Origin of the sequence: Zarconia navalis LEGE 11467 (genome assembly GCF_015207075.1) — a bacterium.
Classification (GTDB): Bacteria; Cyanobacteriota; Cyanobacteriia; order Cyanobacteriales; family Geitlerinemataceae; genus Zarconia; species Zarconia navalis.
Genome location: NZ_JADEXN010000015.1, coordinates 1 through 21,038, shown reverse-complemented (window position 1 = coordinate 21,038; position 21,038 = coordinate 1). Strand labels below are relative to the sequence as shown.

At 50.1% G+C, this 21,038-nt stretch carries 18 protein-coding genes and 1 pseudogene; 14 read left to right on the top strand and 5 right to left on the bottom strand.

From position 1 onward, the window contains the following. The coding region (locus IQ235_RS01860; protein ID WP_264319800.1) for a glycosyltransferase family 39 protein at positions 1 to 1,524 on the bottom strand (1,524 nt) is incomplete at its 3' end. A gap of 687 nt (positions 1,525 to 2,211) precedes the next feature. On the opposite strand from IQ235_RS01860, the gene bchM reads away from it, so the two are divergent. The 7 genes from bchM to IQ235_RS01825 all read left to right on the top strand — a co-directional run bounded on the left by bchM (position 2,212) and on the right by IQ235_RS01825 (position 7,332). Then, positions 2,212 to 2,895: a magnesium protoporphyrin IX methyltransferase gene (bchM, locus tag IQ235_RS01855; RefSeq protein ID WP_264319799.1), complete on the top strand. Its 684-nt coding sequence runs from the start codon at positions 2,212 to 2,214 to the stop codon at positions 2,893 to 2,895. Between the two features lie 206 nt (positions 2,896 to 3,101). Beyond that, entirely contained in the window at positions 3,102 to 3,539 is a 438-nt protein-coding gene (locus IQ235_RS01850; protein WP_264319798.1) for a hypothetical protein, read from the top strand. Positions 3,540 to 3,590: 51 nt separating this feature from the next. Next, the gene (locus IQ235_RS01845) at positions 3,591 to 4,055 is read left to right on the top strand and encodes a hypothetical protein (protein ID WP_264319797.1); all 465 of its coding nucleotides are present in this window, start codon (positions 3,591 to 3,593) and stop codon (positions 4,053 to 4,055) included. Between the two features lie 29 nt (positions 4,056 to 4,084). Continuing rightward, a complete protein-coding gene (locus IQ235_RS01840) occupies positions 4,085 to 4,462 on the top strand; it encodes a DUF423 domain-containing protein (RefSeq protein WP_264319796.1) in 378 nt (125 codons plus the stop codon). A gap of 221 nt (positions 4,463 to 4,683) precedes the next feature. Beyond that, positions 4,684 to 5,337 (top strand): uracil phosphoribosyltransferase, encoded by a 654-nt coding sequence (gene upp, locus IQ235_RS01835; protein ID WP_264319795.1) that lies wholly within the window; start codon positions 4,684 to 4,686, stop codon positions 5,335 to 5,337. 153 nt (positions 5,338 to 5,490) lie between these two features. After that, the gene (locus IQ235_RS01830) at positions 5,491 to 5,613 is read left to right on the top strand and encodes a hypothetical protein (protein ID WP_264319794.1); all 123 of its coding nucleotides are present in this window, start codon (positions 5,491 to 5,493) and stop codon (positions 5,611 to 5,613) included. A 48-nt stretch (positions 5,614 to 5,661) separates the two neighbouring features. Then, positions 5,662 to 7,332 carry an ArnT family glycosyltransferase gene (locus tag IQ235_RS01825; protein WP_264319793.1) on the top strand — a complete coding sequence of 557 codons (1,671 nt, stop codon included), beginning with the start codon at positions 5,662 to 5,664 and terminating at the stop codon, positions 7,330 to 7,332. Positions 7,333 to 7,352: 20 nt separating this feature from the next. On the opposite strand, the gene IQ235_RS01820 is transcribed toward IQ235_RS01825, so the two are convergent. Then, positions 7,353 to 8,183, bottom strand: coding sequence for a pentapeptide repeat-containing protein (locus IQ235_RS01820; RefSeq protein ID WP_264319792.1), 831 nt, complete (start codon positions 8,181 to 8,183; stop codon positions 7,353 to 7,355). Positions 8,184 to 8,301: 118 nt separating this feature from the next. Between IQ235_RS01820 and IQ235_RS01815 the strand changes: the two genes are divergently transcribed. The 3 genes from IQ235_RS01815 (at position 8,302) to IQ235_RS01805 (ending at position 11,183) form a co-directional block, all read left to right on the top strand. Further along, a complete protein-coding gene (locus tag IQ235_RS01815; RefSeq protein ID WP_264319791.1) occupies positions 8,302 to 8,910 on the top strand; it encodes a phycobiliprotein lyase in 609 nt (202 codons plus the stop codon). 264 nt (positions 8,911 to 9,174) lie between these two features. Beyond that, positions 9,175 to 9,510, top strand: coding sequence for a DUF4870 domain-containing protein (locus IQ235_RS01810; protein ID WP_264319790.1), 336 nt, complete (start codon positions 9,175 to 9,177; stop codon positions 9,508 to 9,510). Between the two features lie 98 nt (positions 9,511 to 9,608). Beyond that, positions 9,609 to 11,183: an ABC transporter substrate-binding protein gene (locus IQ235_RS01805; RefSeq protein ID WP_264319789.1), complete on the top strand. Its 1,575-nt coding sequence runs from the start codon at positions 9,609 to 9,611 to the stop codon at positions 11,181 to 11,183. 136 nt (positions 11,184 to 11,319) lie between these two features. Here the strand turns inward: IQ235_RS01805 and minE are convergent, their stop codons facing one another. The 3 genes from minE to minC form a co-directional block, all read right to left on the bottom strand. Further along, positions 11,320 to 11,925, bottom strand: coding sequence for a cell division topological specificity factor MinE (gene minE / locus IQ235_RS01800; RefSeq protein WP_264319788.1), 606 nt, complete (start codon positions 11,923 to 11,925; stop codon positions 11,320 to 11,322). A 157-nt stretch (positions 11,926 to 12,082) separates the two neighbouring features. Continuing rightward, positions 12,083 to 12,889, bottom strand: coding sequence for a septum site-determining protein MinD (minD, locus tag IQ235_RS01795; protein WP_264319787.1), 807 nt, complete (start codon positions 12,887 to 12,889; stop codon positions 12,083 to 12,085). A gap of 58 nt (positions 12,890 to 12,947) precedes the next feature. Beyond that, entirely contained in the window at positions 12,948 to 13,817 is an 870-nt protein-coding gene (gene minC / locus IQ235_RS01790; RefSeq protein WP_264319786.1) for a septum site-determining protein MinC, read from the bottom strand. 520 nt (positions 13,818 to 14,337) lie between these two features. Here minC and IQ235_RS01785 point away from each other — a divergent pair. From IQ235_RS01785 to IQ235_RS01770, 4 genes and pseudogenes are all read left to right on the top strand, one after another. After that, positions 14,338 to 14,844 carry a molybdenum cofactor biosynthesis protein MoaE gene (locus IQ235_RS01785; protein ID WP_264319785.1) on the top strand — a complete coding sequence of 169 codons (507 nt, stop codon included), beginning with the start codon at positions 14,338 to 14,340 and terminating at the stop codon, positions 14,842 to 14,844. Positions 14,845 to 15,097: 253 nt separating this feature from the next. Continuing rightward, positions 15,098 to 18,412 carry a GAF domain-containing protein gene (locus IQ235_RS01780; RefSeq protein WP_264319784.1) on the top strand — a complete coding sequence of 1,105 codons (3,315 nt, stop codon included), beginning with the start codon at positions 15,098 to 15,100 and terminating at the stop codon, positions 18,410 to 18,412. Beyond that, positions 18,405 to 20,453, top strand: coding sequence for a response regulator (locus IQ235_RS01775; RefSeq protein ID WP_264319783.1), 2,049 nt, complete (start codon positions 18,405 to 18,407; stop codon positions 20,451 to 20,453). The genes IQ235_RS01780 and IQ235_RS01775 overlap by 8 nt, the downstream gene beginning before the upstream one ends. Before the next feature lie 193 nt (positions 20,454 to 20,646). After that, positions 20,647 to 21,038 (top strand): annotated as a pseudogene (locus tag IQ235_RS01770) (lipid-A-disaccharide synthase); the annotation flags it as partial.

The following is a 21,038-nucleotide window of genomic DNA, read 5'->3' as shown; positions in this document are numbered from 1 at the left end:
CGTTTCAGGTTCTCGCACTTCAAACTCCGAACCGAAGGTTGTTTTGAAAATGAGATCGACATCCCCTTCCTCACGACAAGCGAGCCAACATACCACCCAGCCACCAGAGCGAGCGGGTACGATCTCGCCGAGATCTTCCTCAATAAAAGATTGAGTTAGAGGTTCGGACGTGGCGGGTTTATCGAGGTGATAGATCGGTAGAGAGCCGCGATAGTAGCGAGGTAGGGATAGGTCGGCAAACTTGGAGATCGAGTGGAAAATCACGATCTCTCCGGCTTGTTCGTTCTCGGCGATGGTGCGAGCCACACCTTGCCAGTCATCGCGATAGAGATGGGTATAGTAGTCGAACAATCCACCTCCCACGGCGATGGCGTAGAACACCCCGATGGCGATCGCGGCGACTTTGCGCCAGTGCCAGACGACCGTTAATCCCGCCGCAATTAAAATCAAAATGTAAGGTCCGGCGAACATCAGGTAGCGAGGGAACCAAAGGGGTTTTTTGAGATAAGAAATTGCGAGCATTGCCGCAGCCGGTAAAATTCCCCAGACGGCAATATCGAGCAAGCGGCTCGATCGCGAGTCCGTCCGTACGGCCACCAGCGCCAGACACAACAAACCCGCCAAAACCATAAGAAACGCGCCGTAGAAAAATAGGGGAAATGCGTTGGGTTGAAGGACGCGACTCAACAAACTGGCATCTCCCAATTCACTGTTATTGAGGACAATTTGGTTGGATTGGAGCAAAAATCGCAGGGGCCAGTATACTACGTACTGCAAGAGCATCCCAGCGATCTGAAGAATGCCGGGTTTGGCATAATCGCTCACCTGAGTTTCCATAAACTGTTGGGATGCACCCCCAAAGCTGAGAATGCAAAAAACCGGTAGAAAAGACAGACCGATGGTGACCAGTCCCGTCCCAAAGGAAAACAACCAATGTTTTTTCTGGCGAAATCGCCAAGCCCCCAACAGCATATCGGGGAAGAGGATGAGCACGTTATTGGCATTGCTTAATAGCAAGGCAATACGCGCGACGATCCAAACGCTTAGGGATGCGTGGTTCGGATGCTCGAACGTGCGGCTCAACGCCAAGGTTCCCAACAGGCTGAGGAAGGGAATCAGGGTGTACATCCGCACTTCTTGCGAGTGGTGGATAAAGACTGGTGAGAGTGCCAAGATCGCAGCAGACACCAGTCCGGTTAACTCTCCGACAGCTTGACGTGCGAGTTCGTAGGTGAGGAAAACGCAGCCTACGCCAAAGAGAACCGAAAGACCGCGCAACCAAGCATCGCTCTGACCGAGCAGCATCCAGACGCGCAGGAAAATATAGTACAAGGGGCGCACGGCTGGGGGATTATCGGCACCCAGAATGCTGAGCATTTCGTCAATCCAGAGACTTTCAGTCCCCAGTTGATACAAACGCAAGATTGTGGCTACCCCTAAAATCACAACGATGGGTAACGATCTCGAGCGATCGAATACACCCGTTTCTTCGACAATGTCCCGGACATTAAATTTCATCAACATTGGCAATAAGCCTTTGACGGATTAAGTATTGGATATTGGGTTGAATATTTAAATCTGACTGTGTTGAAAACGAATAAGAAGCTAGTGAAGAAGAAGCTAGTATTGCATCAAGCCAACATTTTTCAGTCATCTAATTCTGAAAATGTTGGGCTTCGATGGGCGATCGACGATCTACATTTCGAGCATTTGAACATCTGAAGACATCTATAACCTAATTCAGATAGAGCTAAGCTTGGATTATGGGTATTCTCCAGATATCTATTCAAATACGAAAGATATCGCGATATCTTTCGCGACTTAACAATCGAGCGAGCGTCGGTCTTAGATATAAATCCAGCATAGTTCGTGCAACTTTGGTGGCGAACCTGATATCATGCCACGAAAACTCGCACAAGTCATGGGAGCTTAAGTTGGCGATGCGTTCTTGTTCTTTATAGACCCTGAAACTTGAGTCACGTTCATCGATTACCACTTCGGTCATTTCGATGAATGGACTCATTTTGATTCTCTGGCGATCTCAGACGATTTCGCAGCGAGAGAAGAGATTAGATTGGTAATCGAGACGATACCAGCAGAAGCTTGTTTCAGATATTAGCACTTGTTACAATTTCTTGGCATTACCGCAATGACCAAGCCGAGTTCGTGGTAGTTTAAGGCTGCCACAGCGCTATAAAAAGATCCAATTTCATGAACGCAGCAGACGAGAAGACCATTGTCAAAAACTATTTCAACGCCACGGGGTTCGATCGCTGGCGGCGCATCTACGGCGATGGCGATGTTAACAAAGTCCAACTCGATATCCGTAAGGGACACCAACAGACCATCGAAACGGTCATCGATTGGCTAAAAGCCGACGGCAATCTCGCCGGATTGTCAATTTGCGATGCGGGTTGCGGCGTCGGGAGTTTGAGCATTCCGCTGGCTCAGATGGGGGCAACGGTTTACGGCAGCGATATTTCCGAGAAGATGGTGGGAGAGGCCTATCGACGCGCGCAAGAGGTCTTGGGGGCTAATGGGAGTGCTTCTTTTACCGCCCAGGATCTGGAGTCTCTAGGCGGTCGCTACCATACTGTGACTTGCCTGGATGTGCTGATTCACTATCCCGAGGATAAGATGCCGGAAATGATTTCTCATCTGGCATCTTTGGCCGAATCGCGCTTGATTCTGAGTTTTGCCCCGAAAACCCTAGCGCTGACGGTTCTCAAGAAAATTGGCGACTTTTTCCCCGGCCCGAGTAAGGCTACTCGGGCTTACCAACATCGGGAAGCAGATGTCATCGCTATTTTAGAAAAAAATGGGTTCTCGATCGCTCGCGATGGCATGACGAGTACGAGTTTTTACTACTCTCGCTTGCTCGAAGCCGTTCGGTAAAAATTAATTTTCGCTCTCGAGAGAGCAGACATTGCCAGTTTTTAGATTAATAAATATGAAAAACTGGCAATGTCTGAGTCAGTTCGCCGCGACTTATCGATATCGGTGAATAAAATGGAATTAGCTTACCCATCACCCGGCGAAATCGGGCTTCTCAAATGGGGTTGCTTCCAAATTCAACCTAATATCTAAAAATCGATAGTTTCATGACTGGAACACTCAAGTTATTCAAAAAAGTAGCGGCAACATTTCTCCTCATTTTCGGAGTTCCGCTCTCCGTTTGGGCGATTGCAGAAATTGTCAATCCCAATTCAACATCAGAAGATCGGGAAGATGCGATCGCGGCATTAGCCATTTTGACGTTGCCACCAACAGCGTTGGGAAGCTGGTTAGTTTGGGGATTGCACAAAGAACATCAACAGAAATTGAACGCTCAATTCAAGGCAGAAGGAGATCTCCTCCAATCGGTTTTCTTTCGGATACTTGAAGATAATGGCGGTCAAATGACTATCTTACGCTTGGCAAAAGAAGCTCAAATCTCCGGTGAGGAGGCGCGAGTATATCTCGATCGCAAAGCCGTAGAATTCAATGCCACATTTGAAGTGGGAGAACAAGGGGAGATTACCTACCAATTTCACTTGTAAACTGAGGGAATGAATCTTTTAGGATCGTCTTAGAGTATTTACGCGCCTACGATGACTTCTATCACCCATTTTAAAACCGCTCGCAAAGCGGCTGCCGGACTTCTCCTCGCCATCGGATTCCCGATCGTTTTGCTGTCTGGCACTCACCTGGCCGATCCCAGTGCCGGGGTTCGAGAACTATCGCTGGTCATTTTAACCTTTGTCGGATTACCCCCGACGACAACGGCAGGGTGGCTACTGTGGGGACTGTGGGAGCAAAGCCGCGTCGAACGAGTTGCACAAGCACAAGCCAGAGTCGATCGTCTTGCTGCGACATTTTTCCAACTGCTGAAGGAAAATAATGGTGCCGTTACTCCTTTACAATTTGCGATGAAAGCGCAACTTCCGGGTTCGGAAGCCAAAGAATATTTGGAGTTTCGCGCCCAAGAATTCGATGCAGAATTTGAGGTAAACGATCGAGGAAAAATCCTTTATCTATTCGATATTCCCAAACAGCTATCAGATTGGGAAGATTAAACTCAACATCATTTTTAATAACGATAAATATGACTAAAATTTTTATTGCGATCGCGGCGATTCTCGGCGCACTTTCAGTTGGATGTGGTGCGTTTGCCTCCCATGCCCTGAAAGAACAAATTAGCGCTCGATCGTTGGAGATTTTTGAAACGGGTGCTAAATATCAAATGTACCATGCTCTGGCACTTTTACTCGTGGCATTATTGTTAACTCGTTTAGAATTTATTCCCACAACTCTGGTTGCTTCGGGAATTTCTTTTATTGTCGGAGTTGTTTTGTTTTCGGGGAGTTTATACGCCCTGAGTTTAACAGGAGTTAAATGGCTTGGAGCGATTACACCGCTGGGTGGTGTAGCATTTTTGGTGGGGTGGGGATGTTTGGCGATTTCGGCGTGGAATTTTAATTGAATCGTCAGCATTCAGCTATCCGAGTCGACGATCGGCTTTAGATATTTGAGTTCTATTCGTTCGGACAAAGACAAATTAAAAAAATAAAAAAGACGCGCGATCGCGCATCTCCAATTTTCCCAGCTTCTATACACCGATTCCTAATATTTTCCCATCGCGCTATATCCGGTGGGTGTAAAATACACGCAGCATCTCGAAGATATTCCGAATCTCGGTAAAATATGGCTCAACAACTGCGAATTTACGTTCCTCCTCACCCGCTGGTGAAAAATTGGCTGGCACTGGCCCGCGATGCTGCCACGCCTTCAGTACTCTTTCGCGCGGCGATGAAGGAACTCGGACGCTGGCTGACCTACGAGGCAATTCGCGAGTGGCTACCGACGGGAGAGGTGATGGTACAAACCCCCCTCGGGCCGAGTCCGGCAACGATGATAAACCATCAAGTTCCGATCGCCGTGGTTCCGATTTTGCGAGCGGGATTGGCCACCCTCGACGGGATGCTTGAGGTATTGCCATCGGCGAGTATTTACCATTTAGGGATGGTTCGCAACGAAGAAACCCTCGAAGCGAGTTGCTACCTGAACAAACTCCCAGAAAAATTTGAGCCGCAGACCCATATCCTGATTAGCGAACCGATGCTGGCGACGGGGGGGACGATAATGGCGGTGATGAAAGAATTAGTCGATCGCGGTGCCGATCCGAGTTTGGTGCGGATTATCTCGGTTATTGCCGCACCTCCGGCATTGCAAAAGCTGGGTTCGGCTTACGAAGGGTTGGCAATTTACGCAGCCGGAATTGACGAACACCTCGACGATCGCGGATTTATCGTTCCGGGGTTGGGAGATGCGGGCGATCGCACGTTTGGCACGGAGTAGGGGCAGTTGGATTGTAGGATGTATTAGATCGCGATCGCCCCGGCATTTCCCCCATTTAAAAATCCGTCGTCGCGCATCACACGGCGATCGGGTTTCGAGGACTTCTTTGTCCGAATTTCTCCTGAAATGAGTTGTTAAACTCGAAGAAACTTATTGCTCAATTTACCCCAAACGGTATCGATTATGCCTCTGGATGCCTGGAATCGCGATCGCCTCGTTGCCCTGGAACGACAAATTCAAACGGTCTCGATGCTCGTTGGGACGGCAATACTTTAACTCTAGTTCCTAAACTCTAGTTCCTAGCGCGCGGCGCGATATCAATTCTTGAATCCTCAACTCCCAAACAGATCGACCTCACCCACTCGGATTGCCGTCACGTTTGTGAGTTTGGCGATCGCGACAATGGCGTTGGTGCTGCTGGTCTTTCTCGTTTACACCGTTGCCACCACTTCGATCCCTTTTGACAACGACGAAGCCAACCACGCCGTTGATGGATGGCAGGTATACCGGGCGATCGTCCATCTCAATCTCCCAGACTTGTATCGGGCGATCGTCTCTCGATCTTTCTATCCCCCCATCCACTCGGTTTTTGTGGCGATGTCCTATGGGTTGGGAGAACCGGGAATTGCTACCAGCCGAATGCCGACGGTTTTCATCGGTGCGATCGCCGTCTTGGGAATGGCTGGGTTGGTCTTTGGGATATCTTACTCAGAATCAAAAACCGATCGCTGGCTTCCCATCGCGGGTGCGACGTTCAGTGTCACCCTTGCCATTTGTAGCCTCACCTTCATTCTCAACTCCGTTATCTGTATGTTGGAAATGACCGGGGCGATGCTGGGTATTTTACTCATCGCCATCGCCCATGGTGTCGATCGATGCCATCGCTGGCGTTCTGGATGGGTAGCCGCTAGCGCGATCGCGGTGATGGCAATTTTCCTCACGAAATATTCATTCGGGTTGTTTTTCGGGTGCGGACTGATAGCGGCATTACTCGGGGAAGCCTTTCCACAAGCGATCGTGCGGAAACCGGCTTCCCTATTCCACGGGCAAACCCGGCGCGATCTGACGATCGTCCTAATTATCTACGCCACGATTTTAGGACTGTGGTTGTCGATCGCCCATCGACCGACGATATGGCGATTTTTCACCGGTCATCCCAGCTACGCCTCCTTTTGGTCGATGGAAAACCTGCTGTTCTACCCGAAAGTCTGGCTGAGTGATTATTCGAGTCATGCGATCGTCGGATTCTTTGCCCTAATTCTCGCGATCGTCGGTGCAGTTGGCTACTGGCATTACCTTTGCGTCCGAGTGGCCGCTTGGTCGGCATTGGCAGCGACGGGGATTCTGACAATTTCCACCACCAATTCCCTCCGACACCTGTTTGTCGTCGTACCGGGAATGTGGATGCTGGCAGGACTCGGACTGGTGGAAGTACTGCGGTTGTTGCGCCATAGCAGGGGCGATCGAGTGGTGGTTCGGGCGATCGTCCTGCTTTGGACGTTGCTCGTCATCAGTGCCATCAAACCATCATTACGACTGCACGACGAACTCATCGCCACCTTTGAAGGATTACCTATCTATACCCAAATGCAGGACTTTGCTCTGCAAAATGTCGATCTCCATCGCCCAGGATTGCTCGTCGGTTTTACCAGCGACCAATATCGCTTGCTGGCCATGCGTTGGCGGGCTGCTGTTCTGTCCGACCAAAGCTTAGAGGATCTCGATCTCGATTATTTTCCGTTCGATACGCGAGAACGATCGCTCCACCGCACCCATCGCAAACCGCAAATGGCTTCGATCGATCCGAACTTTCCCCGCGAACCGCTGCAAGCCGTCCTCGATCGCAAATACTACGCTTGGGCGATCGAAACTCGTGAGGGAAACGAACCCATCGATGTTTCCCTGAGGGCACTTCAAGGCTATCCCCACCGCACTGAAGTCTTTGAGGATTGGCAAATTATTATCTATCAACTTCTTATGGAGGACCGCCCGTAGGAACCGACTCGCCGACCCATTTATCGATCGGATAGTTTGGCCAGACTGACTAAAGTATTGGTACGGGTGAAGGGATTCCAAGTTTCGAGGTCTTGTCTTGGGTGCGACCGCAATATCGAGAGGGTTGTATCGCCCAACCCGCGAGCTAAGGTAAAATCAGCTCCGGCAATACTTTGTAAGTGTTCGAGATTTGCCCCCGTTAGATCCGTTGCCCGCAAATCGGCAAACTGCAACTCTGCGCCGTTGAGTCGGGTATCGCGCAGATTTGCCCCGGTCAGAAATGCATATTGCAGGTTGGCACCACTCAATGCCGCACCTTCTAAATTGGCTCGGGTGAGATCCGCACCGCTGAGGTACGCACCGCGAAGATTCGCCTCCCGTAAGTCTGCATCTCGCAGATAGGCGGTATTCAAGTACGCACCGCTCAAATTCGCACCGGGCCCCACTGCGCCGGATTTTTTGTAGGCATATCCATCGGGCCAAACCGTATGGCGATCGTAGCGCGCCACTTGCAATTTCGCACCGTCCAGGTTGGCGTGGGTGAGATTGCAGCCGTATAAAACCGATCGATTTAAATAGGCACCTTGTAAGGAAGTCCCATCGAGCTGGGCATTACTCAAAATTGTATTGCGTAAATCCGCACCGCTAAGGTTCGCACCGCTAAGGCACGCACCGCTTAGATTAGCTCCGGCGAGGGAAATTCCCGATAAATCTAACTGATTCCAATTGATACCTTGTAAGTCAAACTCAACGGCTCGGATACCACGTTCGATCGCTTGTAAAATATCTTTGGCGGTAGAGGGTTGAGACACTGAAGGGCGATCGCTACTAACCATTGAAGTTGATGTCAATATGCTTGTATATTCAATAGAATAGAATGGACTCACTTCAATTTATCCTATGGGTTGGGTTGGGTTCAATTTCCTTTTTGTTTATGATTCTTAATCAAAAAATGAGGTACATCGGTCGATGCATCTAGTTCCCCCAATGACCATGCTCGATTTCTTTAGAAAAAGTGAAGGAATTTGGTTTTCCGAGCGTACCGTTCATCACTTTGATGCCGTGGCCGATGAGTCGGGAGATTCTAACTTGATGATTCGCGTTTTAGAATCGGGCGATCCGAGAATTCAGGAAGTCTGCGAAACGCAAAAAGTCAAGGTCTCGGACGTGGCGGGGGCTGCTAGTTTTTCCTGGTTGGCGAACCTCGACGACCTCGAACCCAACCCAAATTATGCTGCAATCCTGGTGGATGTTCCCGATCCCGACAATCCATCCCGTGGAAAGTTTTTGCGCAATCGAGGTTATGTCGAAGGGATTCCGGTGGTTTGTCGCTACCATTTTGCCCCGGATGGGGTACTGACCATCGAAACGGAATACGAACGCAATCAAGGTCAGGAACGTTGTTGGTTTGTTACCGATGATTTTCGCGTCCGGGTGAGTACGGTGAGGATGATGAATGGGGTTAATCTGATGACCTATTGTTCGGAACGCCGCTGCATGATGACGGAAACATTAGAAGAGATGGCGCAAAACCATATCGATCGACCTAGACAGGAAGTTAAAAAATTCACAATTTAATCGATGTTATTTCTGATTAAAAATAGAATTTAGCTTGAGTTTTCCTAATTAAACTTTCAAACTAAATATATAATTTTAGGGTATAATAAATAAGGATGTAAGTAAATAAAAAAAGTCTGTAGCTATTAAATCATCAAATACTGCAATCGGATAAAAAAACGGTATGTACCGAGGTTTCCAAATCCGTATCGACTTGTCCCGATCGCATCTTGAATTGTCTTCAACTCCTCAGTCTCGATCGTAAATATCTTTGATTCAGAAAAAATGTACGACGAAGATAAACGAAAACTTCTCAGCGCATTGTGCCACGGCTCGATCTTCATTAGTGCCGCCGTACTTGCCATCGGTATCCCCATCGGGATTTTATTTATTTCCGACGATCCGGTTGTGAAAGACAATGCTAAAGAGTCATTAAATTTCCATATTAATCTTTGGATTTACGGCGTTATTTTTGGAATTCTCTGTCTCGTTGGAATTGGGTTTATTCTGCTCGGAATTCTATTCCTCGTTAGTTGGATTATGCCCATAATCGCCATCGTTCGGGTCTTGGCAAATCCAGCCACAACCTATCGCTATCCATTCATTTTTCGCTTAGTTTAAAGAGAATGCCGATCGCCCGAATCAGGTTTTCATCAAGTGTTCGCGGGATATTCGAGCCAGACAATTGGATTCGATCGGAATCGGCTATTCGTCGATGGGTGAGTTGGCTGTGCTGTTGCCTCCTCCTAGTGGGTTGTAGCAGTTCTCCCTCCGTTCCCATCGATGGCGATCGCATTCGCATTGGCACCACCGCCGAAGTCAAAACCCTCGATCCGGCTGATGCCTACGAACTTTCTTCGACGATCGCGATCTACAATTTGGGCGATCGTCTCTATCGTTACCAAGCCGGAACCACCCAAATTGAGCCTCAACTGGCCACGGCCTTACCCCAAATTAGTGCCGATGGGTTAACTTATACCATTCCCCTGCGCCAAGATGTGACCTTTCAAGATGGCACGCCCTTCGATGCCGAGGCGATGGCTTTTTCCCTGCGACGGTTCATCGAAAATAAAGGTCGTCCTTCCTTCCTACTATCGAGTCTCGTTGAGTCTGTTGCCGCCACCGGACAATATGAGTTAACCATCCAACTCCAACAACCCTTTGCCCCTTTTACCGCCTTACTCACCTTTCCCGGACTGTGCGCCGTATCACCCCAAGCTTACAAAATAGGCGAAGGGAAATTTAAGCCCAAAACCTTCGTCGGTACGGGCCCGTACCAAATTGCCGAATACGGAACGGATTTGATTCGCCTCCAACCCTTCGATGGTTACTGGGGAACGCCTCCAGCCAACTCCGGGATCGATTTGCAGCGATTTTCTAGCAAAGCTAATCTGTACAACGCCTTCCGCACCCAAGCCGTGGATGTGGCGTACCAATCCCTCGATACCGACCAAATCCACAGCCTCGAAGAACTGGCATCGGAGGAAGGATTGCAGGTTTTTCAAACCGAGAGTCCGGTGATTACCTACCTGGTGGTGAACGTACGACAACCCCCCCTCGATCGCCTTGAAGTTCGACAGGCAATCGCCACGGCAATCGATCGTCAGCTTCTCGACGAACGGGTCTTTTATGGAGAAGCCGAACCCCTCTACAGTTTGCTTCCCACCACCTTTGAGACTTACAAACCCGCATTCCAAACCCGCTACGGCGATGGCAATTCAGACAAAGCTAAAGAACTACTGCGTCAAGCTGGATATTCTCCCGAGAATCCGTTGACGGTAGAAATTTGGTACTCCTCGGACTCCGCCTCGGGACGCTTGGGGGTGACGGTACTCAAAGCGGCGATCGATCGAGATTTGGATGGAATCATGACGATCGAACCCCGTGCGGTGGAAGCCACAACCGCCTACGGGTTTCTCGATCGTGGCGTGTATCCGATGTTTATGTTGAGTTGGTACGCCGACTTTTTCGATGCAGATAACTACATCAAGCCGTTTATCGACTGCGAAGAGGGAACCCCAGAAGCCGGATGTACCGCCGGAGAAAGCCAGTATCACGGCTCATTTTATTACAACGATCGCGCCAACGAACTGATCGAACAGCAGCGAGTTACCCGTAACCCCCAAGAAAGAGCGGAAATTTTCGCCGAACTTCAAGACATTGTTGCCGAAGATGTGCCATTTATTCCCCTATGGCAGGCAAAAGAATATGCCTTCGCGCAATCGGATATTTCCGGGATCGAGTTGAGTGCGACGCAGCAAATTTTGCCATTTTGGCCGATCGAGCGGAAGTAATATCGGCTTGAGTCAGGAATTGCCATCGAGTTTACCCAACTCTTCGGTGAGAGGGAAGATATCGGGGAATCAGCCGACTCATTCAATCGGAGATCTTATTCAATCCTCGATCCTTAGATACGGGTCATTCCGATAATTATTCCTTCGCGCGATCGGCATCGGGAGGGATCGCCTCATTGGTTTCGGGTGGTTCTTCTTCCCCTACTTCTACCTCACCCGCTTCTCCTTCAACCTCCAAAATTTCAACGTCAGGTCGATCGACATCGGAAATCTCCACCTCCGAAATCTCAGACTCTGATACTTTAACTTCCGAAATTTCAACGTCAGGTCGATCGACATCGGCGACTTCAGCTTCCGAAATCTCAGATTCTGACCCTTCAACTTCCGAAATTTCGATCTCCGAAATCTCCACATCCGGTATCGAAAGCGATTCGAGATCCGATTCGAGACTCGACTCATCCGACGGAGCATTTTTTACCCGACGAATGGGCAGATTTGCCGTAAGCGACGTGACGCGCTGACTGCTGTCTAAAGAAAAAATCAATCCCTCCGAATCCAGTTCCACATAGCGCGACACCACCTCCAAAATTTCTTGCTGCATCGACTCAATGGTCGCCGGATTCAAATCCGCACGATCGTGAGCGATGACGAATTGCAAGCGGCGTTTGACTTCACTGCGGCTATCGTCTGGTGCATTCGATCGCCCGAAAAGTCGTTCTAGAAGTTGGGTCAAGGTGTACATAGGTCTTCATCGAGATCGCAAAGGGAAGGCATTGGCAAAGTGATGGCGTTGCATACAGGGAATGGGGAACGATCGAGCTTGTTACTCACGCGGCTTTGCCATTCTTCGTCACGTACACTTTTTATCGCCCGATCGCCCATTGCTATAGGTCGTTGTGTTAGATAATTTTAGAAGTCAAAATTTTCCGCAGGCGGGTAAAGAAGTTATCGGGCGGTGCAGACCAATCGATAAACGGAATCTTTTCACCTTCGAGACGACGGGTGATATTATCAAATGCCCGACCCGCCGGAGAAAGTTCTTCTGCTAGCACCAAGGGTTTTCCTCGATTGGTAGAAACGATCGCCTGTTCGTCATCGGGAACCACCCCAATCAAGGACACTGCCAGCAGTTCCCGCACGTCCTCCACAGACATCATCTCGTTGGCCGCCACCATCGCCGGTTTGAGGCGATTGACAATCAAACGAATTCGCCTCACCCCGTTGGCTTCGAGCAAACCCACCACCCGGTCGGCATCCCGGACCGCCGCAATTTCAGGAGTGGTGACAATAATCGCTTCTTTTGCCGCCGCGATCGCATTTTGGAAGCCATGTTCGATTCCCGCCGGACAGTCTACGAGAATATAGTGAAATTTTCCGGTCAAAGCGCCGATGAGTTGCTTCATTTGGTCTGGCGTGACGGCATCTTTCATCCGATTTTGAGCCGCCGGCAGCAAGGCTAAATTATTTTGACGTTTGTCTCGCACCAAAGCCTGTTCCAGGCGACATTCTCCCGCAAGCACCTCAACGGCGGTATACACGATGCGGCCTTCCAAACCGAGTAATAAATCCAGATTCCGCAGTCCGAAATCGGCATCGACCACCACCACCTTGCGACCCCGCTTTGCCAGTGCCATACCAAGATTCGCCGTGGTCGTGGTTTTGCCCACGCCTCCTTTACCCGATGCAATGACAATAACTCGACTCATGATTTGAGATGTTTGAACTTAAGTATTGTAATGATGCCGATTTCCGAGCGGAACTCGGCTATAAATTGTGTCCTGCCCGCTTCGATCCGAGGAGCATCTGAGTTTTAGAGAAATCGCTCGCTCGGGTAATACGAATTCCTTGGGGTGTCTCGTAGGCCACTTCTGGGTAATACTGGCTCGGTGGGTTGGCCGGAGCGCGAGCCACAGCTTGGGCAATCCGAAGCTGGGTCGGCTCCATTTGTAATGCCATAATCATACACCCAGAGTTGCCGGCGGCTCCCGCATGGGCCAGACCGCGCAGGCGACCCCACACGAGAATATCCCCATCGGCAATCACCGACCCACCGGGATTGACATCACCGACGATCGCGATCGTACCGGGGTGGCGAATTTCTACGCCCGATCGCACCGTCGTTTGCAAATATAGAGGTTCGGTGAGGGCTTGTGCCTGATTTTGGACTGCTTGCTGGAGAGTTTCTTGACGGGATTGCTGTTCCACGGAATAACCCGCCGTTACCGCCGCCACGGCCGTTTGCCGGCGACAGGTGGTGACGCGATCGAGCTGGAGTTGCTCCCGATTGAGAATTTCCGCAATTTCCTGGAGTTGACGTTGGTCGAGCAAGCGATCGACGGCCATCAAATGAACGGTCGTGTTAGGTTGCCAGAAGCGATCGCCCCCATTGAGACGGTGTTGAAGCTGTTGCGAAAGCTCCGTCCACGTCAGTCCCCCAGCCGAGTCTTGTTTTGCCGTTTCTGGCGGTAGCAGCAGCAGCAAGCGTTCCCCATCGCTCTTGAATCGGACTTGCAGGTGGCGATCGAGGGTTTTGACCTCGGGTGGGTCGGGGGTTTGCTCTTCTGGGGATCGTGCTTCTAGAGACGGCTCTTTGGGAGCTGTCGATTCGCTAGAAGCCGAAGAATCTGTGGTCATGCAAAATTGCGGGGCTTGTACGGATGAGATTATATCAAGTTCGAGTGTAGGGTGTGGGGAAAAGGGAGGCTCTTTCAAGTGAATGTTTTTTAGATTCGGGTGGATGCTATAAGTACTCCCCGGATCGGTATGGAGATTGGAGAATAGCGATCGCCTAATCGGGTGACGGTAAAATTCACCCGATCGGGTGAATTGCTCGATTGGGTGCGGGCTGTATTCTAAAAGTATCGACATAAGCCTGTGACTTCCCCATCTCATTCGGTGGGGTATTTTTTTGAGTAAGAATTCATCGTTCGTCACTTACCGTTGAAGTATTTGCGGTTTCATGGGTTTGACTTGGCTCGTCACGATCGCCCATTCTCAAAAACGAACCCATAATATAAGAGATAGACTCATTCGAGCGATCGCCCGGATGAGTCTATCTGAGTCAGTCAAAGTAAAATCCACCCTGTGAGATTTCAGGAATTTGCTTTGCCCTGCACTCGATTGCCCACCGAAAAAGCCATCCCACCTTCTCTTGATGTCTGAAAAAAATACACTTGCCATCTCTGGACTTGGGAGCCAACCCCACACCAACGACAGCTTGAAAATCTCCTTTGCGCCGCTTTCGTTAGAGGAGACCTATACCTTAGCCGACGATCCGGGGAATGGGGCGATCGTATTGATGAGCGGTATGGTTCGCAATAGTACCGACGGGAGAGCTGTTGCATTTTTAGAGTACCAAGCTTACGAACCCATGGTCGTACGGGTCTTCCAACAAATTGCTGTTGAGATTCGCCATCGGTGGCCCGAGGTGAGGCGGGTAGCCATCCACCATCGCACGGGACGCTTGAAAATTGGGGAAATTAGCGTGCTGGTCGCCATTGGCTGCCCCCACCGCAGCGAAGCCTTCGAAGCCTGCCGCTACGCCATCGATACCCTCAAGCACAACGCTCCGATTTGGAAAAAAGAACATTGGGGAGATGGTTCGAGTAGCTGGGTTAGCATTGGAGCCTGTGAGGAGCCAGAGGAGAGAGTTGTGAATTGAGGGTTCGCGAGCGCGAACCCTCAATGATATTAGAAATAGAAGGATGTGGAGAATTCACCGATCGCAGTTATGAATTCCCAATTTTATCGGGAATGCAGTGCATAACGACTCATCACCCCGTCTGTTGTCCGTTGACTCTCCCCTAAAAGGTTCGATGAATTTACTCGAGAAATTACAGAAGTCCGAGCGATTGAAACTTAGTTATATTGAGCAAAGCCTGCTAAGTTCGCTGAGCGTCTCTCCCTTTTAAGTCATGTCCGATCGCTCCCATAACCCAGACCGAGAAACCCACTCGCAACCCCAAGAAAAGCGAGCCAATTTGAGAGACTCGATCTATCGACGTTCGTCCGATATCCCATCTGAGATCTTTCAAGTCGATTGGCAAAAGATGTTGCTTGCAGTCGTCACCAAAATTCGGGAATCTCTGGATTTGGAGAGTATCCTCAAATCCACCGCCACGGAAGTCCGGCAGTTACTCAATGCCGATCGCGTCGGGATGTATCGCTTCGATGCCGGTTCGGATTTTAGCAGCGGTCAATTGGTGTCCGAGGATGTTGTTTCTCCTTACACGTCGGCACTCGCAAGTCCCGTTCGCGATCGCTGTTTTGGTGAAAAACAGGCCGTCCATTACCAAAAGGGTCGAATTTGGGCTTGCTCGGATATCTACACCCACGGATTGCGCGCTTGCCATCTCGAACTTCTCGATCGCTTCGAGGTGCGGGCAAACTTAGTCGTACCTCTATTGAAAGGTAAAGATCTTTGGGGCTTGCTTTGCATTCACCAATGCTCCAAACCTCGCCAGTGGCTCGATAACGAAATTGAATTTGTCAGCCAAATCGCGATTCATTTAGGCGTTGCCCTGCAACAAGCCGAATTTGTCGCTCAACTCCAACAGCAATCCGATTGTCTCGCCCAAGCTGTCACCCAAGCGGTAAAACGAGAGAAAGCGATCGCCGCGATTATCTACAAAATCCGTAGCTCTCTGGATCTGAGTACCATTTTCCGCACCACTACCGAAGAAGTCCGGCAACTGGTGAAAGCCGATCGCGTAGCCATTTATCGTTTCAATCCCGACTGGAGCGGTCAGTTTCTCGTTGAATCTGTCGGCGCGGGTTGGCAGCTCTTAGTGCCAAAACAGCACGAGTATCGAGAGATTGGCGAGAATATCTCCCAATGCAGTATCAAAAACTTTGCCCGCGCCCAAGTCACGGATACCTACTTACAGGAAACAGAAGGCGAAAACTTTCTGCGAGGTGAAGTGTTTCGGATTTGCAACGATATTTACGCGAGCGAATTTTCCGACTGCTACATCGAAGCCCTCGAAAAATACCAAGCCCGAGCCTATGCGATCGTCGCCATCTGTAAAGGCAAAAGCTTGTGGGGATTACTTGCCACTTATCAAAACTCCGGTTTTCGACAGTGGGAAGAAACAGAAATTAACTTCCTGGTTCAAATTAGCGCCCAACTCGGGGTCGCCATCCAACAAGCTCAACTCCTTGCCCAGACACAACAAGACAAAGCCCAACTACAAACAGCTCTCACGGCACAACTGGAAAAACGAGCGGAAGATTTAGCTCGCGAAGCCGAACGAGAACGGGCCTTAGCCGAGACGATCGAGAAAATTCGCAGATCCCTCGATATCGATACTATTTTCAAAACCACGACCGACGAAGTTCGACAAATCCTCAATTGCGATCGGGTGGCGGTGTATCGTTTCTTTCCCGATTGGAACGGAGAGTTTGTCTTCGAGTCTGTCACAGACGACTGGATACCACTGGTTCAAGCGAACATCAAAACCGTCTGGCGAGATACTTACCTACAGGAGACCCGAGGCGGTCGCTACCGCGATCGCGAGCACTTTTGCGTCGATGACATCTACGAGGTCGGTCACTCGGAATGTCACCTTAAAATCTTAGAAACTTTTCAAATTCGAGCCTACGCGATCGCTCCGGTTTTCGTGGGCGAAACCCTGTGGGGTCTACTGGCGGCATATCAGAATACGGGTCCCCGTCACTGGGAACAACGAGAAATCGGCTTGCTCGCTCAGGTGGGCAACCAGTTGGGTGTAGCCGTGCAACAATCTCAACTACTCGCTCAGCTCCAAGAAGCTAAAGAACGCGCCGATTCAGCCAACCGAGCCAAAAGTGACTTTCTCGCCAACGTCTCTCACGAACTGCGCACGCCGCTCAATGCCATTTTGGGTTTCACTCAACTGCTCGCTCGCGATTCGTCTTTGCATCAGGGACATCAAGCTTATCTGAGCATTATCGGTCGCAGCGGCGAACATTTACTCGCCCTACTCAACGACGTGCTAGAAATGTCTAAAATCGAGGCCGGTCGAGTTGTTCTGAATGAGGATAGTTTCAATCTTCATCGCTTCCTCAACAGTCTCGAAGAAATGCTGCAACTGAAAGCTGAGTCTAAAGGCCTACAACTTATTTTCGAGATCGACGATAAGGTTCCCGAGTCCGTGCGAGCGGATGAGAGCAAACTGCGTCAGGTGCTTATCAACCTGCTGGGAAATGGAATTAAATTTACCCAAGTGGGTCGAGTCAGCCTGCGGGTAAAAGCAACCCATCGTCCATCGCTCCCGAAAAACTCACCCGAGGATCTTCCCAGATCTGAGGTATCCATCATCCGCTTCGAGGTGGAAGACACCGGATTGGGTGTGGCCCCCGAGGAATTCGAGAATCTATTCAAGGCGTTCGTCCAAACGGAAACCGGCCGAAAATCACAGGAAGGAACGGGCTTGGGATTGCCCATCAGCCAAAAATTCGTCAGACTGATGGGTGGTAAAATTACCGTCAAGAGCGTTGTCGGTCGAGGTACGATATTTGAATTCGAGCTGCCGGTGAAGCTCGCCCAAACGGCAGAAATTCCAACCCAACAGCTTCGAGGGAAAGCGCTCGGCTTAGTTCCCGATGGGTCGCCTCCTCGCATTCTCATCGTCGATGATAAGTGGGAAAGCCGCCTAATTCTTCTCAATATGCTTTCGTCTCGTGGATTTGAGATTCGAGAAGCCGAAAATGGAAAAGAGGCCATCGAGATCTGGGAGAGCTGGCAGCCCGAGCTAATTTGGATGGATATGCGAATGCCTATTATGGATGGTTACGAGGCAACTCGGCAAATTCGATCTCGCGAAACCGATCGCCAGACCGTCATTATCGCCCTGACCGCGAACGTCCTCGACAAACAGCGCGCCCTGCTTATCGAAGCCGGGTGCAACGATTTTGTCAGCAAACCCTTTCAAGAGTCGGTTATTCTAGACAAAATCGCCGAACATCTAGAGGTGCGTTACGTCTATCAAAAGTCTGTTCCGGCTTCCGGTGCCGCTTCCGAGACCCAAACGCCTCTCGACGCGATCGCACTTCAAATGAGTCAGATGACGGCCGAGTGGGTTTCCCTACTTGAAGCGGCAGCCCTGAGCGCTCGAGAAAAACGCTTGTTCGAGCTAATCGAGCAAATTCCCCCGGACTTGGAGGAACTTGCGAGAGCTTTAACTCAAATGGTCGATTCTCTGGGTTTCGATCGCATCGTCGATTTAACTGAATCTGCGCGCCATGAATGATACTCGCTCTGCGACACCCAAGGGAGATTTGCTCGTTGTAGACGATATCCCACAAAACTTGCGTATTCTGTTCGAGATGTTGACCGAATATGGATATGAAGTGCGGCGAGTCATTAATGGAAAACAAGCCCTGGCGGCGGCTAAAGTCGATCCCCCCAATCTGATTTTGCTCGATATTAAAATGCCGAAGATGGATGGATACGAGGTCTGCCGGCGATTGAAAGCCGACGCCGCTACCACCGATATTCCGGTCATTTTTTTGAGTGCTCTCGACGATACCCTAGATAAGGTGAAAGCCTTTCAGGTGGGAGCGGTCGATTATATTACCAAACCCTTTCAACTCGAAGAAGTTCTCGCCCGGATCGAGACCCAATTGAGCGTTCGGAGAATGCAACAGCAGTTGGAAGCGCAAAATGCGGCACTGCGTTTGGCCAAGCAAGCTGCAGAAGCCGCCAATCAAGCCAAAAGCGAATTCTTGGCCACCATGAGTCATGAGATTCGCACTCCCCTCAATGCAACGCTGGGGATGACCGAATTGCTGGCGACCACTCCATTGGATGCCCAACAGCAAGACTACGTCGAAACAATTCGCAATAGCGGAGAAGCGCTATTGAGCGTGATTAACGATATTCTCGACCTCTCAAAAATTGAATCGGGTCAACTCGAACTTGAAGAACGTCCTTTCAATCTACGAACTTGCTTGGAGGAATGCCTCGATTTGCTCGCACCCAAAGCAGCGAATAAAGGAGTGGAGTTAGCTTGCTCGTTCGATCGGGGAACACCAGTTTGCATTCGCAGCGATCGCATTCGCTTGCGTCAAATTCTGATTAATTTACTCGCCAATGCCATTAAGTTTACGGATGTTGGGGAAGTTGTGGTATCTGTGGACGCTTCGCGGGTCGATGCAGTTTCGATTGATTCCCCAGACAGCGATACCTACGAAGTCCGGTTTGCCGTGCGAGATACGGGCATCGGTATTCCGTCTGAGTGTTTCGATCGCTTGTTCCAACGCTTCAGCCAGGTTGATGCGTCTACAACGCGCCGTTACGGAGGTACGGGACTCGGATTGGTGATTTGTCGGCAATTATGCGAGATGATGGGTGGCAAAATTTGGGTGGAAAGTAAGGTGAATTGGGGGTCTACATTCTACTTCACCATTCTGGCGACGACGGCTGAAGATCGCTCGCAGCCCAATCTTCAGATTCGTCAACCTCAGTTTGCTAACAAGCGGGTACTGGTCGTGGACGATAATGCGACCCAGCGTCAAATTTTAACCGAACAACTTCAGATTTGGGGTATTGTCACCCAGGCCGTGGCATCGGGACCCGAAGCCCTGAGTTTGCTCGCTCTCGCCGAGCCATTCGATGCGATCGCCATCGATATGCAGATGCCTGAAATGGATGGTTTGACTCTGGCTATTGCCCTAAAGAAACAACCCAGTTTGCAGAGGTCGTCCGTCATCATGTTCGTGTCTCGGTACGATTCGGCAAGCCAATGTAAAAAAGTCGAGCCTTATGTGAAAGCTTGTTTGACCAAGCCGATCGAACACGCTCAACTCTACCGCATTTTCGATCGCATTCTCGCCGGAAACATAGACTCGACGTCTAAACTATCTAAAACGAGTTTTTTTGATGCTGCGATCGCTAAAAGTCGGCCCCTGCGTATCCTGCTTGCAGAAGATAATCGGGTCAATCAGAAAGTTGGATTGCACCTGCTCAAACGCATGGGATATGAAGCCGATATCGCAAACAACGGATTGGAAGTGCTAGAGGCTTTGCATCGCAAGCCTTACGATCTGATTTTAATGGATCTCCAAATGCCGAAAATGGACGGGTTGATGGCAACTCGTCAAATTAAAGCAACGAGGTGGAAATTTCCCATCCCCCGCATCGTGGCGATGACGGCTAATGCCATGCAAGACGCTCGCGAAGCTTGTCAGGCCGCCGGAATGAATGACTTTATCAGTAAACCGATTCGGGTTGAAGAATTGGCAAGAATTTTGAAGGATGCTCCGAGCGAGGAGACAGCAAGTCACGAGTAATCAGTAATCGACTTCCGGTAGAAATGAAACATAAAATTAACGATCGTACCGAAATCATTAATTATTGTGCTCTGAGGACTTACGCACAGCCGCCATATACGATGTTTGGGAGGGGGAACCGGGCCGGTTGCCATTGCGTAAGTCCGACCTCTGTTCCAGGTTCCCCTTTTTCCGCAGATGTCTATTAGAATTAATGGCAAAAAAAATTTTTATCAGTACCGGTGAAGTCTCCGGAGATCTGCAAGGGGCATTACTTGTTAAAGCGTTGCGATCGCGCGCTCGAGACTTGGGAATTTCGCTGACCATCTCGGCGGTGGGAGGCGATCGAATGGCGGCAGCGGGAGCAGACTTACTGGGAAATACCAGCGATATCGGTTCGGTGGGGTTGCTCGAATCTCTGCCCTTTGTTCTACCGGCATGGCAGCTTCAGCGCCGTATCCGCAAGTCTTTACACGAAAACCCACCGGATTTAGTCATCCTCATCGATTACATGGGGCCCAATCTCAGCCTCGGAGCTTATCTCAAGGCTCGCTTTCCCCACGTACCAGTGGTTTACTATATCGCCCCCCAAGCCTGGGTATGGTC